Annotated in this window: 29 protein-coding genes and 2 tRNA genes; 20 read left to right on the top strand and 11 right to left on the bottom strand. The window is 38.2% G+C overall.

The genetic code is table 11. From position 1 onward, the window contains the following. Positions 1 to 79 precede the first annotated feature (79 nt). Both J2756_RS10280 and J2756_RS10275 read left to right on the top strand, forming a co-directional pair. Positions 80 to 799, top strand: coding sequence for a zinc-ribbon domain-containing protein (locus tag J2756_RS10280; protein ID WP_209585352.1), 720 nt, complete (start codon positions 80 to 82; stop codon positions 797 to 799). 252 nt (positions 800 to 1,051) lie between these two features. Beyond that, entirely contained in the window at positions 1,052 to 1,759 is a 708-nt protein-coding gene (locus tag J2756_RS10275; protein WP_209585399.1) for a hypothetical protein, read from the top strand. Positions 1,760 to 1,789: 30 nt separating this feature from the next. On the opposite strand, the gene J2756_RS10270 is transcribed toward J2756_RS10275, so the two are convergent. The 3 genes from J2756_RS10270 to J2756_RS10260 form a co-directional block, all read right to left on the bottom strand. Further along, a complete protein-coding gene (locus J2756_RS10270; protein ID WP_209585350.1) occupies positions 1,790 to 1,984 on the bottom strand; it encodes a hypothetical protein in 195 nt (64 codons plus the stop codon). A gap of 240 nt (positions 1,985 to 2,224) precedes the next feature. After that, a tRNA-Phe gene (locus tag J2756_RS10265) sits at positions 2,225 to 2,297 on the bottom strand. Between the two features lie 3 nt (positions 2,298 to 2,300). After that, positions 2,301 to 2,372, bottom strand: a tRNA-Val gene (locus J2756_RS10260). 403 nt (positions 2,373 to 2,775) lie between these two features. On the opposite strand from J2756_RS10260, the gene J2756_RS10255 reads away from it, so the two are divergent. The 3 genes from J2756_RS10255 to J2756_RS10245 all read left to right on the top strand — a co-directional run bounded on the left by J2756_RS10255 (position 2,776) and on the right by J2756_RS10245 (position 4,270). After that, positions 2,776 to 3,228 carry a GerW family sporulation protein gene (locus J2756_RS10255; protein ID WP_342593136.1) on the top strand — a complete coding sequence of 151 codons (453 nt, stop codon included), beginning with the start codon at positions 2,776 to 2,778 and terminating at the stop codon, positions 3,226 to 3,228. 105 nt (positions 3,229 to 3,333) lie between these two features. Next, complete coding sequence (locus J2756_RS10250) at positions 3,334 to 3,966, top strand: DUF2953 domain-containing protein (protein ID WP_209585348.1); 633 nt, start codon at positions 3,334 to 3,336, stop codon at positions 3,964 to 3,966. After that, entirely contained in the window at positions 3,911 to 4,270 is a 360-nt protein-coding gene (locus J2756_RS10245) for a hypothetical protein (RefSeq protein ID WP_209585346.1), read from the top strand. The genes J2756_RS10250 and J2756_RS10245 overlap by 56 nt, the downstream gene beginning before the upstream one ends. A gap of 181 nt (positions 4,271 to 4,451) precedes the next feature. Here the strand turns inward: J2756_RS10245 and J2756_RS10240 are convergent, their stop codons facing one another. Beyond that, positions 4,452 to 4,943 carry a rubrerythrin family protein gene (locus J2756_RS10240; RefSeq protein WP_209585344.1) on the bottom strand — a complete coding sequence of 164 codons (492 nt, stop codon included), beginning with the start codon at positions 4,941 to 4,943 and terminating at the stop codon, positions 4,452 to 4,454. 326 nt (positions 4,944 to 5,269) lie between these two features. Continuing rightward, positions 5,270 to 5,476, bottom strand: a complete 207-nt coding sequence (gene hfoA2 / locus J2756_RS10235) for a histone HfoA2 (RefSeq protein ID WP_071906477.1) — start codon at positions 5,474 to 5,476, stop codon at positions 5,270 to 5,272. A gap of 153 nt (positions 5,477 to 5,629) precedes the next feature. Here hfoA2 and cofH point away from each other — a divergent pair, with 153 nt between their 5' ends. Then, on the top strand, positions 5,630 to 6,745 hold the full coding sequence (cofH, locus tag J2756_RS10230; RefSeq protein WP_209585342.1) for a 5-amino-6-(D-ribitylamino)uracil--L-tyrosine 4-hydroxyphenyl transferase CofH: 1,116 nt from the start codon (positions 5,630 to 5,632) through the stop codon (positions 6,743 to 6,745). A gap of 46 nt (positions 6,746 to 6,791) precedes the next feature. On the opposite strand, the gene J2756_RS10225 is transcribed toward cofH, so the two are convergent. From J2756_RS10225 to J2756_RS11550, 5 genes are all read right to left on the bottom strand, one after another. Next, on the bottom strand, positions 6,792 to 7,145 hold the full coding sequence (locus tag J2756_RS10225) for a cyclophilin-like fold protein (RefSeq protein WP_209585340.1): 354 nt from the start codon (positions 7,143 to 7,145) through the stop codon (positions 6,792 to 6,794). 109 nt (positions 7,146 to 7,254) lie between these two features. Then, positions 7,255 to 7,923, bottom strand: a complete 669-nt coding sequence (gene deoC / locus J2756_RS10220) for a deoxyribose-phosphate aldolase (RefSeq protein ID WP_209585338.1) — start codon at positions 7,921 to 7,923, stop codon at positions 7,255 to 7,257. Positions 7,924 to 8,056: 133 nt separating this feature from the next. Beyond that, a complete protein-coding gene (locus J2756_RS10215; protein WP_209585336.1) occupies positions 8,057 to 9,691 on the bottom strand; it encodes a tRNA uridine(34) 5-carboxymethylaminomethyl modification radical SAM/GNAT enzyme Elp3 in 1,635 nt (544 codons plus the stop codon). 216 nt (positions 9,692 to 9,907) lie between these two features. After that, on the bottom strand, positions 9,908 to 10,543 hold the full coding sequence (locus tag J2756_RS11555) for a CBS domain-containing protein (protein ID WP_281063396.1): 636 nt from the start codon (positions 10,541 to 10,543) through the stop codon (positions 9,908 to 9,910). A gap of 15 nt (positions 10,544 to 10,558) precedes the next feature. Further along, positions 10,559 to 10,966 carry a site-2 protease family protein gene (locus tag J2756_RS11550; RefSeq protein WP_342593135.1) on the bottom strand — a complete coding sequence of 136 codons (408 nt, stop codon included), beginning with the start codon at positions 10,964 to 10,966 and terminating at the stop codon, positions 10,559 to 10,561. A gap of 208 nt (positions 10,967 to 11,174) precedes the next feature. On the opposite strand from J2756_RS11550, the gene J2756_RS10205 reads away from it, so the two are divergent. The 10 genes from J2756_RS10205 (at position 11,175) to J2756_RS10160 (ending at position 17,027) form a co-directional block, all read left to right on the top strand. Continuing rightward, a complete protein-coding gene (locus J2756_RS10205; protein WP_209585334.1) occupies positions 11,175 to 11,468 on the top strand; it encodes a PRC-barrel domain-containing protein in 294 nt (97 codons plus the stop codon). A 28-nt stretch (positions 11,469 to 11,496) separates the two neighbouring features. Further along, on the top strand, positions 11,497 to 11,826 hold the full coding sequence (locus J2756_RS10200; RefSeq protein WP_209585332.1) for a DUF2098 domain-containing protein: 330 nt from the start codon (positions 11,497 to 11,499) through the stop codon (positions 11,824 to 11,826). Positions 11,827 to 12,100: 274 nt separating this feature from the next. After that, the gene (locus J2756_RS10195) at positions 12,101 to 12,646 is read left to right on the top strand and encodes a PadR family transcriptional regulator (RefSeq protein WP_209585329.1); all 546 of its coding nucleotides are present in this window, start codon (positions 12,101 to 12,103) and stop codon (positions 12,644 to 12,646) included. A 97-nt stretch (positions 12,647 to 12,743) separates the two neighbouring features. After that, positions 12,744 to 13,526: an EFR1 family ferrodoxin gene (locus tag J2756_RS10190; protein WP_209585327.1), complete on the top strand. Its 783-nt coding sequence runs from the start codon at positions 12,744 to 12,746 to the stop codon at positions 13,524 to 13,526. Continuing rightward, complete coding sequence (locus J2756_RS10185; protein WP_209585324.1) at positions 13,523 to 13,672, top strand: hypothetical protein; 150 nt, start codon at positions 13,523 to 13,525, stop codon at positions 13,670 to 13,672. The genes J2756_RS10190 and J2756_RS10185 overlap by 4 nt, the downstream gene beginning before the upstream one ends. 10 nt (positions 13,673 to 13,682) lie before the next feature. Further along, entirely contained in the window at positions 13,683 to 14,195 is a 513-nt protein-coding gene (locus tag J2756_RS10180; protein ID WP_209585322.1) for a hypothetical protein, read from the top strand. Positions 14,196 to 14,299: 104 nt separating this feature from the next. Beyond that, positions 14,300 to 14,788 carry a flavodoxin family protein gene (locus J2756_RS10175; protein ID WP_209585320.1) on the top strand — a complete coding sequence of 163 codons (489 nt, stop codon included), beginning with the start codon at positions 14,300 to 14,302 and terminating at the stop codon, positions 14,786 to 14,788. Between the two features lie 30 nt (positions 14,789 to 14,818). Continuing rightward, positions 14,819 to 15,292 (top strand): VOC family protein, encoded by a 474-nt coding sequence (locus J2756_RS10170; RefSeq protein ID WP_209585318.1) that lies wholly within the window; start codon positions 14,819 to 14,821, stop codon positions 15,290 to 15,292. 108 nt (positions 15,293 to 15,400) lie between these two features. Then, positions 15,401 to 16,237 carry an ABC transporter ATP-binding protein gene (locus tag J2756_RS10165; protein WP_209585316.1) on the top strand — a complete coding sequence of 279 codons (837 nt, stop codon included), beginning with the start codon at positions 15,401 to 15,403 and terminating at the stop codon, positions 16,235 to 16,237. After that, positions 16,230 to 17,027 carry an ABC transporter permease subunit gene (locus tag J2756_RS10160; RefSeq protein WP_209585314.1) on the top strand — a complete coding sequence of 266 codons (798 nt, stop codon included), beginning with the start codon at positions 16,230 to 16,232 and terminating at the stop codon, positions 17,025 to 17,027. The genes J2756_RS10165 and J2756_RS10160 overlap by 8 nt, the downstream gene beginning before the upstream one ends. 203 nt (positions 17,028 to 17,230) lie before the next feature. Here J2756_RS10160 and J2756_RS10155 read toward each other — a convergent pair whose 3' ends face one another. After that, positions 17,231 to 17,923 (bottom strand): endonuclease/exonuclease/phosphatase family protein, encoded by a 693-nt coding sequence (locus J2756_RS10155; protein ID WP_209585312.1) that lies wholly within the window; start codon positions 17,921 to 17,923, stop codon positions 17,231 to 17,233. A gap of 331 nt (positions 17,924 to 18,254) precedes the next feature. On the opposite strand from J2756_RS10155, the gene J2756_RS10150 reads away from it, so the two are divergent. The 4 genes from J2756_RS10150 (at position 18,255) to J2756_RS10135 (ending at position 20,634) form a co-directional block, all read left to right on the top strand. Beyond that, a complete protein-coding gene (locus J2756_RS10150; RefSeq protein ID WP_209585310.1) occupies positions 18,255 to 18,656 on the top strand; it encodes a hypothetical protein in 402 nt (133 codons plus the stop codon). A gap of 46 nt (positions 18,657 to 18,702) precedes the next feature. Continuing rightward, positions 18,703 to 19,191 carry a hypothetical protein gene (locus J2756_RS10145; protein ID WP_209585308.1) on the top strand — a complete coding sequence of 163 codons (489 nt, stop codon included), beginning with the start codon at positions 18,703 to 18,705 and terminating at the stop codon, positions 19,189 to 19,191. Between the two features lies 1 nt (position 19,192). Further along, on the top strand, positions 19,193 to 20,251 hold the full coding sequence (locus J2756_RS10140) for a hypothetical protein (protein WP_209585305.1): 1,059 nt from the start codon (positions 19,193 to 19,195) through the stop codon (positions 20,249 to 20,251). A gap of 170 nt (positions 20,252 to 20,421) precedes the next feature. Then, on the top strand, positions 20,422 to 20,634 hold the full coding sequence (locus J2756_RS10135) for a hypothetical protein (protein WP_209585303.1): 213 nt from the start codon (positions 20,422 to 20,424) through the stop codon (positions 20,632 to 20,634). Positions 20,635 to 20,639: the final 5 nt, after the last annotated feature.

Here is a 20,639-nt window from a genome sequence, read left to right as displayed (position 1 = left end):
ATCCTATGGGATTTTCAAACGGGGATCATTTACAAACATTTAAAGGGTCTTTTAACAAAATAAAGGAATCAGTGATTTTATGTCGTACCTTGTCTGTGAAAAATGCGGTAAATACTACGAGCTACATGAGGGAAAGGAATCCTTCTACTACGATAAATGTGAATGCGGAGGAAGACTGCATTACACAGGATCTTTGAATCAGAACACTTCTCCACGGATACAGATCCAGGTGATAGCTGCAACCAAAAAGAAATGTCCCCATTGCGGATTTGAAAATCCTAAAGGAGCACTGTTCTGTTTGGACTGTGGTAAGGAACTTGGAATTTTAAATAACTCCACTAAACCACATGATTTCAAACCTGAAAACAGGGATGTTCTCAACCTTTCAGATGATACCCTGAATAAAAATACAAATGAAAAGGTTTCCAGTTTAATGGGCATTTTAGGAGTTATCACAGGATTTGGATTCCTAATGATCACCATTATAGGTGCTGTCTTGATTCTCATTGGAACAAAAATTCCACAAAGTGCTGCAAACATTCCCCAAAACATTCTAGCAGGTTTAGGAATAATAGCAATAGTCATAACCATAATCTCTGGAATGTTGGCATCCTATATTGGGGGCAGCAAAAGTTACAAAGCAGGAATTATAAACGGAGGTCTTGTAGGATTTATCCTAAGTGTTTTAATGGGAGTTGTAAGTGGAGCTTCAGTATTTCTAATGGGCTTTTTAGTCTTTGGAGTTCTCTCAATTTTAGGTGGAATTGTTGGAACACTTTTAAGGAGACACAATGATTAAAATGTTGATTAAATGATACTCCCCTTTTTTTTATTGAGACCCCTGTGAACAGATCATCTAATAAGGATTCTCTTGATATAAACCATTTAAAATAAGTTTTATCTTTAAATTGGTTTTATTAAACTTAGTATGGCTTAAGCAGGTTTATTATTAATTCAATCATCTATCTCTTTTTTTATAGATAAATTTTTTGTTTTTAACCTAATGAAAAATAATAAAACATGCTTTAACTAACATAAAGATAGTGATTTTATGCCTTATCTGATATGTGAAAGTTGCGGTGGATACTATGAACTGATGGAAGATGAATCTCCTGAAGACTTTGATAACTGCCAGTGTGGTGGAAATTTAAGACTTGTAGACTCTATCAATGAAATTCAAGACGAAATTCAAGACCAAGAAAAACAGCATCTCATATGTCCCAACTGTGGAAACAACGAATATGAAGGACTTTTCTGTTCTAAATGTGGTGGAAAGTTAATTACCTTAAAAGAGGATGTTCTTAACTCTGGACCTGAAACTGGTTTCAAAAAAATTTCAGATACTAAAAATGCTGAAATTCATTTTCCCGGAGAAACAAGGGGATTGTTTGAGAGAGTAAAGTTAATAGCTGTTGTTGATGGGATCCTATTTTTTGTAATAGCTGCCATAGGTTCCATGTTTATACTATTCTTGACAATGCCCAATTCTCTAAACTTTTCCTTTGGATTTTCAGTCCTAAATGCAATGTTACTTACTTTAGTTACCATTTCTGGAGTTTTAGCTGCCTACCTCAGTAAAAGTGATGATTATTTTGATGGAGCGTTAAATGCCTTAACAGTTGGTTTCATTGTAGGAAGTGTAACAGGAATTTTAACCTTCAGTGTTCTGTACCTCTTGGCCAACACAGCTTTATACGCTATCTTTGGAGCCTTGGGTGGACTCATCTATCTGTGGTTTAAAAAGAAGTATAATAATTAATTCTAAAGTTGGGAGCAGTAACCAGTTTAGTTACCTTCCCCTCAAAAGCTTTTTTTGAAGCTTTTCCATCTTCTTAGCTTCTTTTACTTTTTTATCAAGATCACCGTCTTCTATAACTCCTGAACCTCGGTATCCACATTTTTGGCATTGCCAGAATGACATGTTTGGGTCTATCCATTTGACCTTCCTTGAACCGCACTGTGGACAGAATTTTTGTGTTACCATGGGCTTTCCTCCAAAAACACATTAATCCTTTTATTATTAATAATTTTAGGAGATCTATAGAAAAATTCTTGTTCATGGGAAGTTTTTTGGAATTTTATGAAAATGTGGATTTTAAAATAAGTGCGGTAAAATTAATAGGATACTAAGGTTCACTGCATTAAGTTCTGAAAGCTATTAAAAATGTGTAAAACTTGAATTCGTTAGATGTATAAAAATACTTCAGAAAAATAGATTTTTAAGTGCCGTGGGCCGGACTTGAACCAGCGACATCCAGATCTTCAGTCTGGCGTTCTCCCAACTGAACTACCACGGCAAATGGGCCGGACGAGATTCGAACTCGTGATCACCTCCGTGTCAGGGAGGTATCATACCCCTAGACCACCGGCCCTCTTCGACTATCCAAATTATGGTAATAGTAGTATATAACCTTTTCCACTGAACCTGGGAAAATCACCATATAATCATTTTATTTCATTCATTTTTATGAAAAAATCGGATTTTATTCTTAAAAAAACTTTTCTTCCAAAATTTCAGACAATAACAAACGATACCATTTTATCACACCTTTTAAGAAGATTATAATGTTTTTATTCATATCCATGTTCAAATGGTATTTTCTTCATTACTGTTACCTCAGGTGCAACTCTGGGATGTTTTTTTTATTAATTCTTTTATATTTTCAGATCAATTCATTAAACAAAATTCATTTAATAAATTTTATAATCCTTTACCTACAAAGAATAAACACCATAAAAAAAACTTTATTATAAAAAAAATGTGGGGTGGATTCAGTGGATATTGGAGATCCAATAAAAACAACTGTTGATGAGTTAAGGAAGGTTATGAACATTGAAAATGTGATTGGTGAAGTAATAGAAACAGAAGACAAGGTTCTCATACCCATAACCAAAATGGGAATGGCCTTCGGTGCAGGAATGGGTGGAAATAAAACTAAATCAGGATCTGAAGAAGGTCAGGGTGCAGCATCAGGTGGTGGTGCTAAAATAGAACCTATAGCAATGGTAGTGGTTTTTAAAGGAGTTGAAGGGCCTGAAGGAGTTAGACTCCTATCACTAAGATCACAGGACCCCCTTGCAACTGTCATAAGTGAAGTTGGAACAGCTGCCGTTGAGATAATGGGACAGGGCAGTAAGATGATGAAAAACAAGGGAAAGAAATACAAACACCACCACGAGAAGATGGAAGAAGAGTCTGAGGAACCTGAACCATCAAAAACTGAATAATAAGTAATATTGCACTATACAGTAAACTACAAAGAAGGAATGAACCAAGTGTTTATTGCAGTAACAGCCATCGTAGTGATCCTGCTAATAGTATTGGGGATTATTATGCTGGTTCCATTCCATATTTTCTTCAACCTTTCAGTCAGGGACATGAAGTTAGGAGGAAACTTCCAGTTAAAATGGATGGGAATAAAAATAGCCTCAAGGGAACTCGTACCTTCCAAAAAAGAACCTTCAGAAATTAAAGATGGGGGGAAAAAAGAAACAGAGGAAAAAGAGGAATCAAAGGGATTCAACCTGGATGAATCAAAACAGTTTCTACAGTTAGCATGGAAGGCTTTACCTCACCTTAAACCTATTTTAACAGGTTTCATACATTCTTTGAACCTTGAAAATTTGATTTTAAGGATGGAACTGGGATTTGAAAGTTCTGTTGATACGGAGTTTTTAACTGGATTTTTATGGGCTGTTGCAGCTATTTTGAAACCTTTACCCAACCTTCAGATGGAGGTGATCCCTGTTTTTGATGGAAAAAGTGTTTCTGGGGACATAAGTGCACACATCAACTTGAGGCTTTTCAGGATAAGCTACGAGATCTTACGTGCACTTTCACACAAATCAGTTCGAAGTATGTTGATCTACATTTTAAGGAGAAGGTCCTCAAAGAATTCAGAGGGAAGGAATGGCAATGGAATTTTTAAAGGATTTAAGAAAAATTCAGGTAACAGAACCACTTGAAGTAGATGGGAGAACCATACACACAATCGTCAGGATCTACACCTTAAATGGTTCCAACTACTTCACACAGCACATCACACCCATATGCCTGGCTGTTGAAGACACTGAGGATTATATAATACCAATAAACCCTGAAAAGGCCGAATCCTCAGAATATATTGGAACTACTCCTTCAGAAGGTGATGAACAGCATTCCTCAGAAGATGGAGAGAATTCTGATGATCTGGATTATTTAGGTATTGATCCTGAAGAGATATGGAACCTGGTGAAGAAGAATAATCAGAAGCAGAGTTCCAGTAACTGATAAAAAGAAGTAACTGATAAAAAAAAATTCTTTCATTGATATAATTCAATTAAAAATAGTTACAGATAACTGGAGTTATATAAAACAATTAACTTTTATCTGTTAAACATTTAAAAAAATAAGTAATGAAGAGGGAAATTCCCCTTAAAACTCCCTTGGGTATTGTTTTTAAATTGGGGTTTCAGTCCACCTTGTAGAACTCAGATTTTGGGGCTCCGCAGATTGGACATTTCTCTGGGGCTTCATCTTCCACTGTGTTACCGCAGAATCCGCAGACGTAGTAATCAACTTCTTTGTTGTTTCCAATGTTTTCAAGGGCCTTCTGGTAGAGAACTGCATGGACCTGTTCAACCTTGTTTGCAACATCGAAGGTCCAGACTGCCTGGTCATTTTTCTCAGCTTTAGCTTCAACTATGAAATTTGGGTACATTTCCTCAAATTCTTCTGTTTCTCCAGCTATGGCTTCATTAAGATTTTCTTCGGTGCTTTTTATTCCACCCATGATCTCAAGGTGGTTGTGTGCGTGGACAGTTTCTGCTTCAGCAGCAGCCCTGAAAAGCTTTGCTATCTGTTTAAATCCTTCTTCATCAGCTTTTTTTGCAAATGCTAAATATTTTCTGTTTGCCTGTGATTCTCCTGCGAATGCTTCTTTCAAATTATCCATACTGCTCATTTCTCTACCTCCATATATAACACAAATTTTTACAAAGGGTATGTGCACAATAAATCCTGCACATGTTATATTGAAAAAACAGTTAATTAAATTTTTTCATTCTTCACAAACACAGTTAACTCATGTATACTTTTTCCCATTAAAACAAAGATTTTTTTTTGGTTATTTCAAGGGTTAACCTTTTAATCATGTTATAGTTCCAATTGAATCATAAACAGAGTCTTATTAAAAAAAATCCAGTAAAATAGAACATCTCATCCAATTAAATTCAGCCTAAATATTAAAAAAAACAAATATTAAGTAATATAAATAAAAAAGAAGAAAAATTAAGCTGTTTTGACAGCCATTTCGATGTCTTCAGCTTTGACAGTTTTTCTTCCAGCGTGTTTTGCAAGTTCAACAGCTTTTTTAGCGATTTCTTCACCTTTTTCTTCAAGGGATTTTGCTAAAGCTTCCTTTGCATCATCGCTTATTCTTTGAGCACCAGCGTTTTTTATGATCCTTCCAACTGGAGCAATTGGTAATTCAGCCATAATTTCACCTCCTATTTTACCTTCGAATAAATAATATTTAAATTTATCGGTTTTTATAGGTTTTTCAGCCATGAGATATAGTATACTGTTCCATGAATGGAGATAGTTAGCCATCCAAAACTTTAAAGGTTACAAAGCAGAATAAGAAAATTCATGTTTGAGCAGTTGAACATTGACCCACAGATAACGGAGATACTGGAAAAATCATTAAAAACCAGAATTTCACGTGAAGAAGCATTAAAACTAATGAAAACCACAGGAAGAGACTTTCAAGCACTTTTAATGGCTGCAGATGCCCTTCGTGAAGAACTGGTAGGTGGCAATGTCACATACATCAAAAATTGGAACATAAACTTCACCAACATATGCACAGGAACCTGCGGATTCTGCGCCTTTAAAAGGGAACCAGAAAACAGTGAATCATACTTCTTAAATCCTGATGAAATTGCCAAGAGGGCTAAAACAGCATGGGACAATGGAGCAATTGAAGTGTGCATACAGGGAGGCCTGCATGAGGATGTGGATGCCTACTTCTACGAAGAAATCCTTAAAAAGGTCAGGGAGGTATGTCCAGACATTTACATACATGCATTCTCGCCCATGGAGATACTTCACGGTGCAGAAGGAGCAGAAATGTCCATCAAGGATGAGTTGAAAATGCTGAGGGAAGCGGGTCTTGATTCAATGCCTGGAAATGCTGCAGAAATTCTAAACGACGATGTTAGAAAGATACTCTGCCCCAGCAAGATGAAAACTGATAAATGGGTAGAGATCGTTGAAACAGCCCATAAAAATGATGTTCCAACCACCTGTACCATGATGTACGGTCACATCGAAGAGTTGAAACACAGGGTGGAACATCTGGATATTTTAAGGGGAATACAGGAGAGAACAGCTGGTTTCACAGAGTTCGTACCCCTCACATTCATGCACACCTACACACCCATCTACAGAAGTGGAATCTCAAGTCCAGGTTCAACTGGTTTGGAGGACCTCAAGGTCTATGCAGTTGCAAGGCTGATGTTCAGGGACCTCATACCAAACATACAGGTTTCATGGGTGAAGCTGGGCTTCAAATTTGCCCAGGTATGCCTCACAGCAGGTGCAAACGACCTTGGAGGAACACTGGGTGAGGAGAACATATCAAAATCAGCAGGGGCACAGTACGGAGTTAAAACAGAACCTGAAAACTTCCAGAGAATAATAAGAAACATGGGAAGAGTTCCTGCAGAGAGAAACACCCTCTATACAGATATAAAAACAGTATAAAACCTTTGAGGAGTGTTTGATACTCCTTTGAGAAGGCTTGGTTGCATCAGTTCACGGATTTTATGATGATCATGTCTCCATCATCAACCTTGAAGAAGAGATCCAGGTTTTCTGTAATCCTTCCAAAGTTGTTAACATCAGAAACAGGCTGTGAACCTCCATAAAAGATGCAGAATGCAGGTCCTGGAGGCCAGTAGGACAGGTCACCTTCAAGAACCTGTGGAGATGGATTTTCATACTCAAGCTGCAGATCCATGTCAAAGTAAACCTCCTGAAGCCATGTAACAGCTTTTCCCTCAACTGGAAGACTTTCGTATATCATCTTTGCAGTTTCAGGGTTTCTATTATCAAGTAAAGCCCTTGCTTTTCCTTTTCCAACTACCTCTATCTCTACTTCCATTATGAATCTCCTTATATGGATATTTTCAATTTTTAACTTAAGTTATCCAATTAAATTATTCCTTAAACTTACTCCATTAAATAGTTATTATTTCGTTAATGGCTTTTAATCAGCCTTCCTTCAGGATTTCTTCCATTATTCCAACACCAGTTGAGGTTCCTATTTTAGATGCACCAGCATCTATCATGTTCAAAGCTGTTTCAAGGTCCCTTATTCCTCCAGATGCCTTCACTTCCATACTTTCCCCAACAGTTTTTCTCATGAGCTCCACATCATGGATGTTGGCACCGGAATATCCCACTCCAGTGGAGGTTTTAACGAATTTTGCCCCAGCTTCCCTTGAAATTTCACAGGCAGCCACCTTCTCGGCATCTGTGAGCAGGGCTGTTTCAATGATGACCTTAACTGGTGTATCCTCTGCAGCGTCCACAACGGATCCAATGTCCTTCCCAACGAGATCTGTCAAACCTGATTTCATGGCACCGATGTTCATAACCATGTCTATATCTGTTGCACCCTCCTCAATAGCAATTATGGTTTCAAAGGTTTTTGTTTCAGATTTTGGAGTTCCAAATGGAAAACCAACAACAACACAAACTCCAACATCACTTTTTTTAAGAAAACGACTTGCAAGGGCAGTGTTTGATGGCGTTACGCATGCACTGGAAAAATCATAATCAATTGCTTCCATACAGAGCTTTTCTATATCTTTTACCCTTGCATCAGGCTTCACATTTGTGTGGTCTATCATTTTTGCAAGTTCTTCAGGAAATATCATACAAGATCAACTCCTTTTCTATTTACTTCCTTAAAATCTTGATTCAATGAAATATTTTTGATGACCTTCAGATACCAGTGGATCAGAAATTCAGATGATAACTGAGGGAAATATAAACCTTACATGAATGATCCTAATCTTTCAGTTCTTTGGCCATGTAGGGACCTTCCCTTTTGTATCCAAATTTCCTGTAATAGTTACGTGCCCCTATACCACTTATAACCAGGAGCTTGGTTTTATTGTACTCTTCATATGCAATGCTCTCTGCCTCTGCGAGAAGTTCCTCTCCATAACCTCTGTGCTGCCATCTTTCAGTTTCTCTCTGGCCAAGTGGTACCATTGAACCATAAACATGAAGTTCACGTACCAGTGCAGTTCTATCATCAACTTCAACTCTGTGGGCTTTCTCTGATGGTATTCTGAGCCTTAAAAATCCTATTAAAATATCCGATTTCACATCCTCAAAGGAAAGGAATACTTCCAGTCCCTCACCTGCAGTGTAATCCTCACGAAGAAGCCTGATGTTATCTGAATTTGGGAAGATTCCCTCTCCTGCCCTGTGACCAACTTCCCTGCACCTTATACATTTACAGTTGGTATCATGTTCTTTTAATCTGTTGTAAACAAGTTCTCCAAGGTTTGATTTTTTAACACCTGCCTCTATGAGGGGTGATGGAATATCCCTCTGAATACGCATGGTCCGAACCCACTTTGGAAGTATCTTCTTAACATCTGCAATTAAATCAACAGCTTCCTCTGTTGTGTAGGGATGATACTCTCCCTTCTCCCAGAGTTCATACAACTTTGAGCCTTCAGTCACAAGGCAGGGATATATCTTGAGCATGTCAGGTTTAAATCTATCATCCTCAAAGACACGGTGAAATATTCTCATATCCCTTTCAGGGTCTGAAAACAATCCAGGCATGAGGTGCATTGCCACTTTGATCCCTGAGTCCCTGAGTATCTGTGTGGAGTCAACAACATCCTGAACATTATGTCCCCTTTCTATTCGTTTGTATATGAAGTTGTACACTGTTTGAACACCCAGTTCAACCCTTGTAACACCCATATTAAGCATACGATCAACATCAGGTATCTTACAGTAATCTGGACGTGTTTCAAAGGTCATTCCAACGCATCTGATTTTAGATTGTTCGTTGAGGTGCTGAACATCCTTAAGATATTTGAAGTCTCCTGGAACATCCATGTACTTCTCAGACTGAAGTTTCAACTTCTCCTCAGGATTTTTTATCCCAAAATCGTTCATTGCCCTGAGGCATCCTGTTATGAACCATTCCTGGTAGCAGAGTGCCCTTGATGGGAAGGTTCCGCCCATCACTATGAGTTCAACCTTATCAAGGGGATGACCTATACTTTCAAGCTGAAGCAGCCTGTTGTAGGTCTGCCTGTAGGGATGGAAGTCGAACATACGTGCCCTTAAAGCTGCAGGTTCTTCTCCAGTGTAGCTTGGGGGTGCCTTTTCGCTTTCCGGGCAGTAGAGACATCTTCCATGGGGGCACTTGTGGGGCTGGCACATCACAGCAACCACAGCCACACCTGAAATTGTTCGGGTTGGTTTCTTCTTCACAAGGGGTGCTATTTTCTTCCTCTCCTCAAAGGTTGCACTTCCAAGTATCATGGAGTTACTCATGAACTTGGGGAGCTTGAAATCACGACAGGCCCTGTGTTTGGCCTTTTCAAGCTCTTCCTTGGTTTGTATTCTTCCAGATAATATTTCGTTGACTATGAACCTGCAGGCATCTTCCATAACAAATTTTCTCCTTAAACAACAATCTTAATCCAATATCAGTTTTCATCAATTTAAAGTGTATTGTAACCTTCAGTACCCTATTAAAATTTTTAAATTTAACATTCAACACATTATACAATTTTTAAATTTAACATTAATATCCAATATCGATACTTGGATAATATGGTTTCCTTAACTACTTTTCTTCAACCTATGTTTCAGGTCACACTTATTTTATTCTCCAATTTTAAGGTTCATAATCTCAATCGCCCTTACAATATCTGTTTTTGAAATTATTCCAACAAGAACACCTTCACTTAGAACAGGCAGCCTTCCAATCTGTTTTCTGTTGAGTTTTTCAAGGGCATCAACCACAGGCTCCTCAGGATGGGTTGAAATGATACTTTCTGTCATGTAAGTCTTAATAGGACTGTTCCTCATATTTGGAGGTATCTCTGAGATATCATGGAAGGTTAGAATACCTACAAGTGTTTCATCTTCCATAACCGGGTATCCCATATGTTTTTTTTGGAACATGAGGTTTAAAACTTCCTGAGCAGTGGTTTCGGGGTGCACAGTTTCAACTTCAGGGGTCATGATGTCACCCACCAGTACTCCCTCAAGTAGGGTGGATACCATGATGGATCTGTACTCCTGCTCAGCTCCTATGTAGATGAAGATAGCTATTAAAACAAGGAATATGTTGTAGAATATCCCGAGTATTGCCATGATGATTGCAAGCTGTTTTCCAATGTTGGCTGCAAGTCTGGTGGCCTTGACGTAACTCATCCTCCCTGCAAGGTAAGCCCTCAAAACCCTTCCACCATCCATTGGAAAGGCAGGAAGCAGATTGAAACCTCCAAGTATCAGGTTTATAAGTGCGAACTAGTAAACTGCAGCTGAAATATCCTTTGATAGGTAGGAAGCTCCAAGAAAAACCAGTACGTAACATATTCCTGCTATCACGAAGTTGGTTGCAGGACCTGCAATTGCTATCCGGAATTCCTGCCCCGGATCTTTGGGTATCTCCTCCATTGCAGATACTCCTCCAATTGGAAGCAGAATTATCCTTTCAATTTTAACCCCATATCTCTGGGCAACGTATGAATGGCTTAATTCATGTATAACCACAGTTACAAAAACTAGGGTTATTAAAACAGCCATCAAAAGATTTATTCCTGGAAAAAGGTTTAAAGCTGCCACTGCATAGATGAGCAGCATTAAAATTAGAAAGGAAATATGAAGTTCAATGGGTATTCCAAATACTGTGAAGAGTTTCAGGGAGTACTTCACCTGTTTCACCTGGTATTACTTTTGTTGGAACAGATATAATAATCTACTTCTTTTTATCAACAAAATATCTTGGGGGGTTTCCAGATTTAAACAGCTTTTCATCTACACCTGGATGATGTTTAAACATGAAAATCTTTTGATTATTTGCAAAGGGCTATTTGCAAAAAATATATACTCCTAAAAAAACAGATCAAAGCCCGGTGTTTAAATGAAGGTTAGTGAATTTTTGGGCAAAAAAGTTCTGGACAAAAATGCAGTGGAACTTGGAAAAGTTTCTGAAATGGACGTAGAGCCAAAAAAAGGGCTCATGGAAACAGTGATCATATCAACTGGTGAAATTGCCATTAGGAAGAACGATCTTGTGGTAACATCAAAGGACATAGCTGAAGTAGGCGACTATGTGATCTTAAACATTGATAAACAAACCATACTAAACAGAATTCATGAATCAAAAGAGGAAGAACCTGCAAGGAAAAGAATTAACCTCAAAAAATCAGAATAATCTTATCATACGAAGTGGGGGATTCAGAATGGAAGTTACAGATGCACGTGGAAAAACCATTTTAAAGGGATTTTATGTTAGATACTCCGGAACAGGTAATGTTGGAAAAGTCACTGACCTTAAATCTGATGAAAATGGAACATGGGCAAAAATGGACACAACTGAACTCTGGTACCAAGGCCAGTACCTCGAGGTTATTGACAAGGCCCGCTACGAAAAGCTGAACCATGATGAAACTCCAGAACCTGAAGAAACCTCAGACAACAAGGAAAAGGTAAATAAAAAGCTTGGAAAGAATAAAAAGATCAAGCTCGATGATGTGGACATGAGTTCAGAGCTCTGTGATGGTGGAGGATAAATTCCAGATCATGGATAATGCTTAAAACTTTGTGAAAGGCTTAAAACTTAGTGAAAGCCTGAACTCCCACTCTTTTTAACCATGTTAGAATATTTCCAATAAGCTCATCTGCAATTAAAGTAATTTCTAAAAGTAATCTAATTTTTAAAAGTTCCCTTCTGCATTGATTGAATTCTATTTTTCCATATTCATATCCTTACCAACATTTTTCACAAAACTTAAGTATATCTTTTTGATATATATCTCTTTGATATTCGTTATGTGGAGGTTCAAAATGCCCAGAGAAAACATTGCAAAGTACATAATCCTGGGATTACTATCAATACAACCATTATCTGGTTATGGAATTAAAAAATGGGTTGAATCATCCATCTCAAACTTCTGGAACATCAGCTACGGCCAGATATACCCAACACTCAGGAAGATCGAGGCAGAAGGCCTTGCAGTTAAAAGGGAATTCAAACCAGACAAAGGTCCAAGACGCAACCAGTACACCATAACAGACAGGGGAAAACAGGAATTTATCAACTGGCTCCAGAAGGATGAGGCAGGAGAGTACGAGATACTCCTCAAAATATTCTTCGGAGCCAAACTCTCCAGGGATGAGAACATGGAAAAGATCCAGAGGTTCCGGGAAAAAAGGGTTGAGGATAGAGAAAGACTGGAAAAAACCATGGAAGAACTCCAGAAAAACCTTGATAAAAATGAGGACAACCTTTACTTCCTCCTAATCACATCATTTGGAATAAAATCCTATAAATCACAGATAAAATGGTCTGATGAGGCCCTTAAGCTTTTGAATCATAAAAATGGATTTTAATGATAATTTGACCATTTTCAGGCAAAAATCAAGGATATTTCAACAAAAAAAACTACTGGTAATGAAAAATTGGCTATAAAACATTTTGGTGAATAAAATGAGCATGGAAAACATTGATATGTACTACTTCTCAGGCACAGGAAACACAAGACTTGTTGCTGAGAAGATGATGGAAGTTTTCAGGGACATTGGGGTGAAGACCACACTGCAGAAAATAGAAGACTCCGAAACAGGAGATGTGGATTTGAGCCACACCATAGGTATAGGATTTCCAGTTGCAATACTTTCGACCTACAGCTTCGTATGGGACTTCATAAATGGACTTCCAGAAGCCCATGGAACTGAAATATTCATGGTGGACACACTTGGAGGATATTCCGGTGGAATTGTTGGGCCGTTGAGGAAGATCCTTGAGAAGAAGGGCTACAAAACAATTGGGGCCTGTGAGATAGTGATGCCCCTGAATATATTCTACATCCAGGACAGTGAAACCTGCAAGACCAAGGTTCAAAGGGGACTCATGAAGGCTGAAGAATATGCCCATGCACTGGTGGAAGGAAGAGCCAGATGGGGACGTGTCCCTGTGTTTTCTGATGTGATGAAAACAGTTTCAATGGGTGGTTTGAAGCTTGCAGCCTGGGGACCCCACCAGAGGTACCTCAAGTTCAGGGTTGAAAGGTCCCTGTGCAATGTATGTGGGACATGTGCAGATCTATGCCCAGTTGGAAACATAAAAATGGAAGAACATCCAGTTGCTGGGGATAACTGCCAGTACTGTATGCGTTGTGTTTCATTCTGTCCACTGGGAGCAATTCCCTGCATCATGAACTACAGGGGTAAAACATATTCTGCCATGAACCATGGTGAAATGCTTAAATGAGGATATGGTATCCTGTGAATGCCTTGAATCAAAATATTGCAAAACAGCCCCTTCACTCCGTTGATCTTCAGAAAGCCATAAAATTGAATGGTAACTTTTTAGAAAAAAATATATATCCTCCACTTATAAAAGTAAAACCATATTAAAGGTGATGAAATGGAAAAAGAACGTTTACTCGTACCAATTTTAATTGTTCTGATCCTTCTAGGGATTGTTCTTGTTTTTGTATTCTCAGGGGACAATACCTTCAAGACAGGAAACGTATCATTCCAGTACCCCAGCTCATGGAGCCAGGACCATACAGTTGGAAACTTCAACAACACAGACATATACTCTGAGGTAACGTTGACCAAGGAAGTTGCAGCAGACAACACAACCCAAACAGCCTACATAGTACTTCAGATGCAGAAGCGAACAGAAGGAGTTCTCCAGTTACCAAGTGCCTCTGCACTCACAGGCAACACAACCAACTCAAGTATTTCCACAGTGGATGTAGCTGGATTCAAAGCCTCTCAACTTGCAAACTTCGGTCCGCAGGTGTCCAAGAAGATAACCATAATCAAAACATCGGACTTCTACTACACCATTGAATACGTAACCCCTACAGCAGCTTTAAACGATACAGCAGATGCTTACAACACCATACTCCAATCTCTAACTATCATCTAGAGATATTAACCACTTTTTTTTATTTTTAATGCTTGATGTCTAATTTATACTCTTAATGGTAAGAATTATTTGCTTGAGAATGTAAAGATCTGGGATGTGAGTTAATGAAAACTCTTTTGGTTTTGTATTCGTATCATCATCATAATACTGAGAAGATAGCTAAAGTCTTCGCTAAAGTTCTTGATGCAGAAATAAAAACTCCACAGGAAATTAAACCAGACGAACTTCGAGAATACGATTTAATAGGTTTTGGTTCAGGAATTTATAGTGCAAAACATGATGAATCTCTACTTAAACTTGCAGATGAGCTACCAAGAGTGAATAATAAGAATGTATTCATTTTCTCAACTGCAGGAATGACAGGAAAATCCAAAGCTTACAAGGATCACTCTATGCTTAGGGAAAAACTTGAATCAAAAGGTTACACAATTGTTGATGAATTCCAATGTAAAGGTTTTAACACCAATAGCTTTCTCAGGCTCTTTGGGGGGATGAATAAGGGCAGGCCCAATGTCAAAGACCTCAAAAATTCTGAAGAGTTTGCTGTGAAAATGATCAGATCACAAAAATATAATTTGAGTATTTACATTTAATGTTAAGATTAGATTAGGGGGAGATTTTATATGCAAAAAATAACTCCGTTCTTGTGGTTTGATAACCAAGCAGAAGAGGCTATAAACTTTTACACTTCTGTATTTGAAGACTCAAAAATATTAAGTGTTGCTAAATATGGAAAGGAAGGACCCGGGCCCGAAGGGACAGTCATGACTGTAAATTTCATGATTGGAGGACAGGAATTTGTAGCACTTAATGGTGGGCCGCAATTCACTTTTTCGGAAGCCATATCTTTTGTTATAAACTGCGAAAATCAGGAAGAAGTAGATTATTACTGGGATAAACTATCTGAAGGGGGAGATGAACAGGGACCTGGATGGATAAAAGATAGATATGGAGTTTCATGGCAAGTGGTACCTGTAATATTGACTGAAATGCTCAGTGATGAAGATCCTCTAAAATCTCAAAGAGTGATGGCTGCCATGATGCAGATGATGAAGCTGGACATAAAAACTTTGAAGGATGCTTATAAGGGTAATTAATCATAACAGACCTGTATTTTCTGCTGTCTAAAATATTGGAGGGTTCATGTCTCCAAGTGTAATAAGCACAAAAACCTCACGAAGTTCTACAAAAAGGATCCCGGAGTTTTGGACCTCAACCTGGAAGTCTTTGAGGGTGAAGTCTTCGGCTACCTTGGACCCAACGGTGCAGGTAAAACCACAACCATAAGACTGTTTTTAGATTTCATAAGACCAACCAGTGGTAATGCTGAGATATTTGGCATGGATTCACATGGTGAGGGTCTTAAAATCAGGGAGAAGATTGGTTACCTTCCAGGTGAGCTTTCAATCTACAGCCACCTCACAGGCAGGGAGTTTTTAGGGTACATGGCCAGTTTCAGGGGCGGTGCTGACTGGGAATTCATTGGAGAACTTGCATCGAGACTCAAATCAGACCTCTCCAAAGGGATGGGGTCAATGTCCCATGGGAACAAACAGAAGATAGGTCTTATACATGCCTTCATGCACCAGCCAGAGCTTCTTATCCTTGACGAACCCACAATGGGTTTGGACCCACTTGTACAGCAGGAGTTCTACAAGATGGTCCGTGAGGTTAAAAGGGATGGCAGAACAGTGTTCCTATCATCCCATATAATGCCCGAGGTTGAGAGGATCTGCGACAGGGTCGGAATAATCCGTAAGGGAAAGATGGTGGCAGTTGAGAAGATCGTTGACCTGAAGGAAAGACGGCTGCGGCACCTTGAGATCCACTTCGCTGAGGATCTCACTCCAGAAGCATTTGAGGGTGTTCCTGGAATATATGATGTGCAGGTTCAGGGTAAGATCCTTGAGTGCAGTGTTTCAGGCAGCATGGATCCCCTCATCAAAAGGATTTCAAAGTTCGAGGTACTGAACATCCTATCCCACGAACCCAGCCTTGAGGAGGTATTTCTGACCTACTACAGTGGTGATGGTCATGATTAACATCACAGTTAAAACACTGGGGGACAAGAAGTACACCATACTCTGGTGGAGCATAGGGGTTGTACTCCTTAACCTGGTTGTTGTTCTTTTCTATCCCAGTGTGAGCAGTGTCCCGGAGTACAACCAGATACTTCAGGAAATGCCGCCTGCACTCCTGAACCTCTTTGCAGGTAACATCACAAGCTTCACAAGCCCGGAAGGATACCTGAACAGCCAGCTCTTCTTCCTGCTTCTGCCCTTTGTTTTCCTGGGATTCAACCTCCTACTTGGAAGTGAGAGCATTGCAAGGGAGGAGAGGAGGGGAACACTGGATCTCATCCTCTCAAACCCTGTGCCAAGGTGGAGGTTTGTAATTGAAAAGTTCGCTTCCATAACAGTGCTTAACGCAGTTCTGGGACTTGCAGTCCTTTCAAGTCTCGTGGTGGGGGCATGGATGGTTGACATGGATGTAAGTGCCTGGAACTTGCTTGATGTTTCCATCAGCCTTATGGTTCTTGGAATCTTCTTTGGGGCACTTGCAACAGCACTGAGTGCAGCCACAGGTAAAAATGAGCTGAGCATGGGAATCACAGGGGCGGTGGGTGTTGCAGCCTACATGCTCAACGCCCTTGCACCTGTTGTGGATGAACTCGAACCCTACAGGGAACTTTCAGCATTTTACTACTACATAGGGAACAATCCCATAATCAACGGCCTGGAACCCTGGGATATGGTTATTCTTCTGGTTGTTTCTGGGCTGTTTTTATTTGTGGGTATTCTGGTCTTTGAGAGGAGGGATCTGGGGATCTGAGTTCTTTGAACTTCTCTTGGCGGATCATTTTTCGGGAGTAGAAAAACCTTTGAATTAAAGGACTTTAAAAATGTAAACAACGGATTCGTGTTCAATTTAGAAATAAAATTGGATAAGGGGAATGGAATATATTTAAAAAAGTTTTGAAGAAGAGAATATTTGATATAACTATCTTTAAAAGAAATATCGGATATCATAAACTTTCATAATGAATATTCCATTATCAAAGGTGAATGATCACTCATTTTCTCTTCTCTCTTTTTAGAATCAGGATTAACATTCGCTATTTCAAGTTCTTTTGCTAATTTGGGGGATAAGAAAGCATAATCAAATCTGAATCCATTTCCAATATTGCTATACCAAGTATAACCTTCAGAGTCATCATTTTTGTATTGGGTCCAAGAGTCAATCCAGCCAATATTCAGCAGTTTTTCTAATTCGGCTGCATTGTAGTGGGTTCTATTCATTGAATCTTCTTTGGTGCAACTGTTAAAATCACCGGTGATTATACAAGGAATATCTTTATTTTCTTGAGCAAATTGAAGAATTTTCTGCCAAACTGCATCTTTGAATTTTTTATCTTTACTTGCGGTGGGCACATAAACACCTAAAACCCTTAGATTGTAATCTGAAAGTTCAATTCCCAGCAATCTGCTTTCCCTTTTAATTAGAGAAAAGGGATGTTTTGATGCCACTAGAACTCCCAGGAGATCATCTTCACTAATTTCGTAAGAGTAACCTTCCTTTTTGAGGGTTTCCTTTATCTTCTGTCCGTTTTTATTGTCCTGGTACTCACCCAACACCAAAAAATCAGCATTCTGATCAATTAAATAATCCATGATGGAATCAGTTCTTTTTTGACCACCGAAACGTAGATTTAAACTTACTAATTTCATATTGCTCTTTAATAAATTTCGACTAAATAAATTATTCCATTAGAAGGGTTGTATACGTTCATCTAAACACTAAATAGTAATGAAATAGGAATGTTCCATTCCAGAATAGATTATGACTCAACGAGACAATGATGGACAAAAGGAATAATTATTACTTCTTTCCATATTATTAATATTAATTGGGTTTCTGAAGCTCTCTAACCTTGATTATGACTTTGAAAAACAAAAATGATAATTTATAAATATGCTTTAACTGAAACCTTTTATTATTGAAGATTTGAAGAACTCTAATCCCCTTGGAGTAGGAAAATTAACGTGAGATGATGATAAATTGATTGCAGATACCTTTGCGAAACATTTTGCCCACTGGAACATCACTTTACCTGAAGAAGACCTAGAAAACAGAAGCAGCGGATACATTCAACAAGCTGGCTGGCTGATACAGTACTGCTTTGGAAAAGATGAAAACGGTGAATATTTGGATTACTACGCAGCCCACAGGATGACAGATGATTCACATGTACGCATCTACGATGATGGCAGAGAAGAGAGCCTTCCAGCTTTATCTGGATGGCTTTTACATAGTGATGATCCTGCAGAAGCAAAAAGACTGGAAGAGGAACATGATGAGCGCAACCGTACGGTTGTGGAAGCACTGCTTGAGAAAGGATTCGATAAATTCACAATAAACATGGCCCTCAGTGCAGGTTTGGATAAAGAAACTAAAAAATGATTTTTTTATAAAATCTAATGAAAAAACATGATTTGGTGGAGGAAAAATGAATTCTGAAGTTTTAACCAATCCCGATGATCATATCATCCTTTTAGATTTAAATTACACTTTAGTGGGTAATTCCTCTGAAATAAGATACATAAGGCCTTACCAAAAAAAGATAGAATCTGAAAAATATCGTGATTGGCTTGTTGGATTAATCAAGAAATATTATGTCATAATCATAACTGCAAGGCCAAATTATCAAAAACAAGTCACTATTCAATCTTTAAATGGGAAATTAAATGGATGGATGCCTGATGAGATGTACTTCCAGGAGGAAAATGATAGACCACCTATTGCCAAGGAAAAATTGCTCAAAAAATATATCTTCCCCAAACATGGGATGCAAAGAAGTTACCTTGCCATAGAAAGTAATCCAAGGACGAAGATCATGTATGAAAAGTACAACATCCCCTCTGTATCAGTATACGATGATGAAGGACAAGATTTAAGGGAAAAATTAGCAGAAATAGAAAGTAAGGGGGATTATTAATATGAAGGGGAAGATTTTCAAAATTAGAGATGATAATGAGCTTGTGGTAATTTCTGAGGAACAGCATAGGAATGAAAACGACTTTCAAAGTTTAATAAAAGAACATCCTGAATTAATCCCCGGCGATCAAATTGATAGTGAAAATCCTCGAAGATGGATCGTTGTGGGTAGAGAGATTAAGAACATGGATGTCTTTTTATTGGATCAAGACGGGATTCCAACGATTGTGGAAGTTAAAAAGATCGATAATAATGAAATTCACCGTTTAGTGGTTGCCCAATTATTGGATTATGGTTCTAAACTATTCTCACATACAGTGGAAGAAATTCGCGAAAATATAAGAAAATACAGTCCTGTAGATTTAAAGGACTTCTTAAACAATGAGATAACAGAAGAAGAATTTTTAGAGAAGGTAAAAAAGAATTTAGAAGAAGAAAATATGAGGCTCATAGTTGTCTCAGATGGGATGCCACGAAATTTGCAGAATATTATAGAGTTTCTGAATAACAATATGAAATCAATAGAAGTTCTTGGAGTGGAAATTAAACAATACCCCGATGATCAAACTGGAACAAAGACCATAGTGCCCAGATTAGTAGGTCAATCAAGGGATATAATGTTTTTTGAACCTCCATTGGAGAAAGAAACATTTTTCGAGAACCTTGATACTGCGGGTGTAGAGTTTTACCAGGAACTGATCAGCTTTGCCGATGTGAATGATCTGAAAGAAAAATGGACTAAAACAGGATTCTTTTTAACAGTTCCTCTGGAAGAAGCTGAAGTAAAGATACTGCACTGCTATTCAAATAGATACAATTTCGGACAAAATGTATTTTCCACCAATTTTAACATAGTCAATGAAGTTAGAGGTGGGGAGGAAATTTTCGAGAAATTCTTAGATGATACCTTAGAATTAAACGATTTTGTGAAAGTAGGGGATGGATTCAATTTCAGCATTGAAAAAAATCTCGATGAAGATCAGTGGAAAGAATTCAAAAGAATCCTACTTGAAACCAAGGAAGAAATTGTAAAGAACGGGGTAATTGAAGAAGAAACCTGAAAATAATCTAAGAATCCCCAGATTATAATCCTATATTTTTTCAAATAATTATTATTACTTATTTTTATATTATTAATATTAATTGGGTTTCTGAAGCTCTCTAACCTTGATTATGACTTTGAAAAATAAAAATGATAATTTATAAATAAAAGAATCCTATTTTATTAATTATGAGAACCTATCCTGAGAACTTCCAGCCAAAAACAGAATATCAAACAAGGAAGGAACTCATCGATCCCGTGCTGAAGAAAGTGGGCTGGATGGATAGGTACATCAAGGAAGAAGTCAACTCAGTAAAGTCAGACTTCAAAAACAAGGATTTCATTCTTTTTAAGGGCAAACCTGAACACAACGTTGACTATAATCACTTATTAATTGCTTAATTAAT

It is taken from the genome of Methanobacterium aggregans (assembly GCF_017874455.1).
Taxonomy (GTDB): domain Archaea; phylum Methanobacteriota; class Methanobacteria; order Methanobacteriales; family Methanobacteriaceae; genus Methanobacterium_C; species Methanobacterium_C aggregans.
Note: the sequence above shows the minus strand (reverse complement) of the source record. Positions and strands in the feature narration are given on the sequence as shown.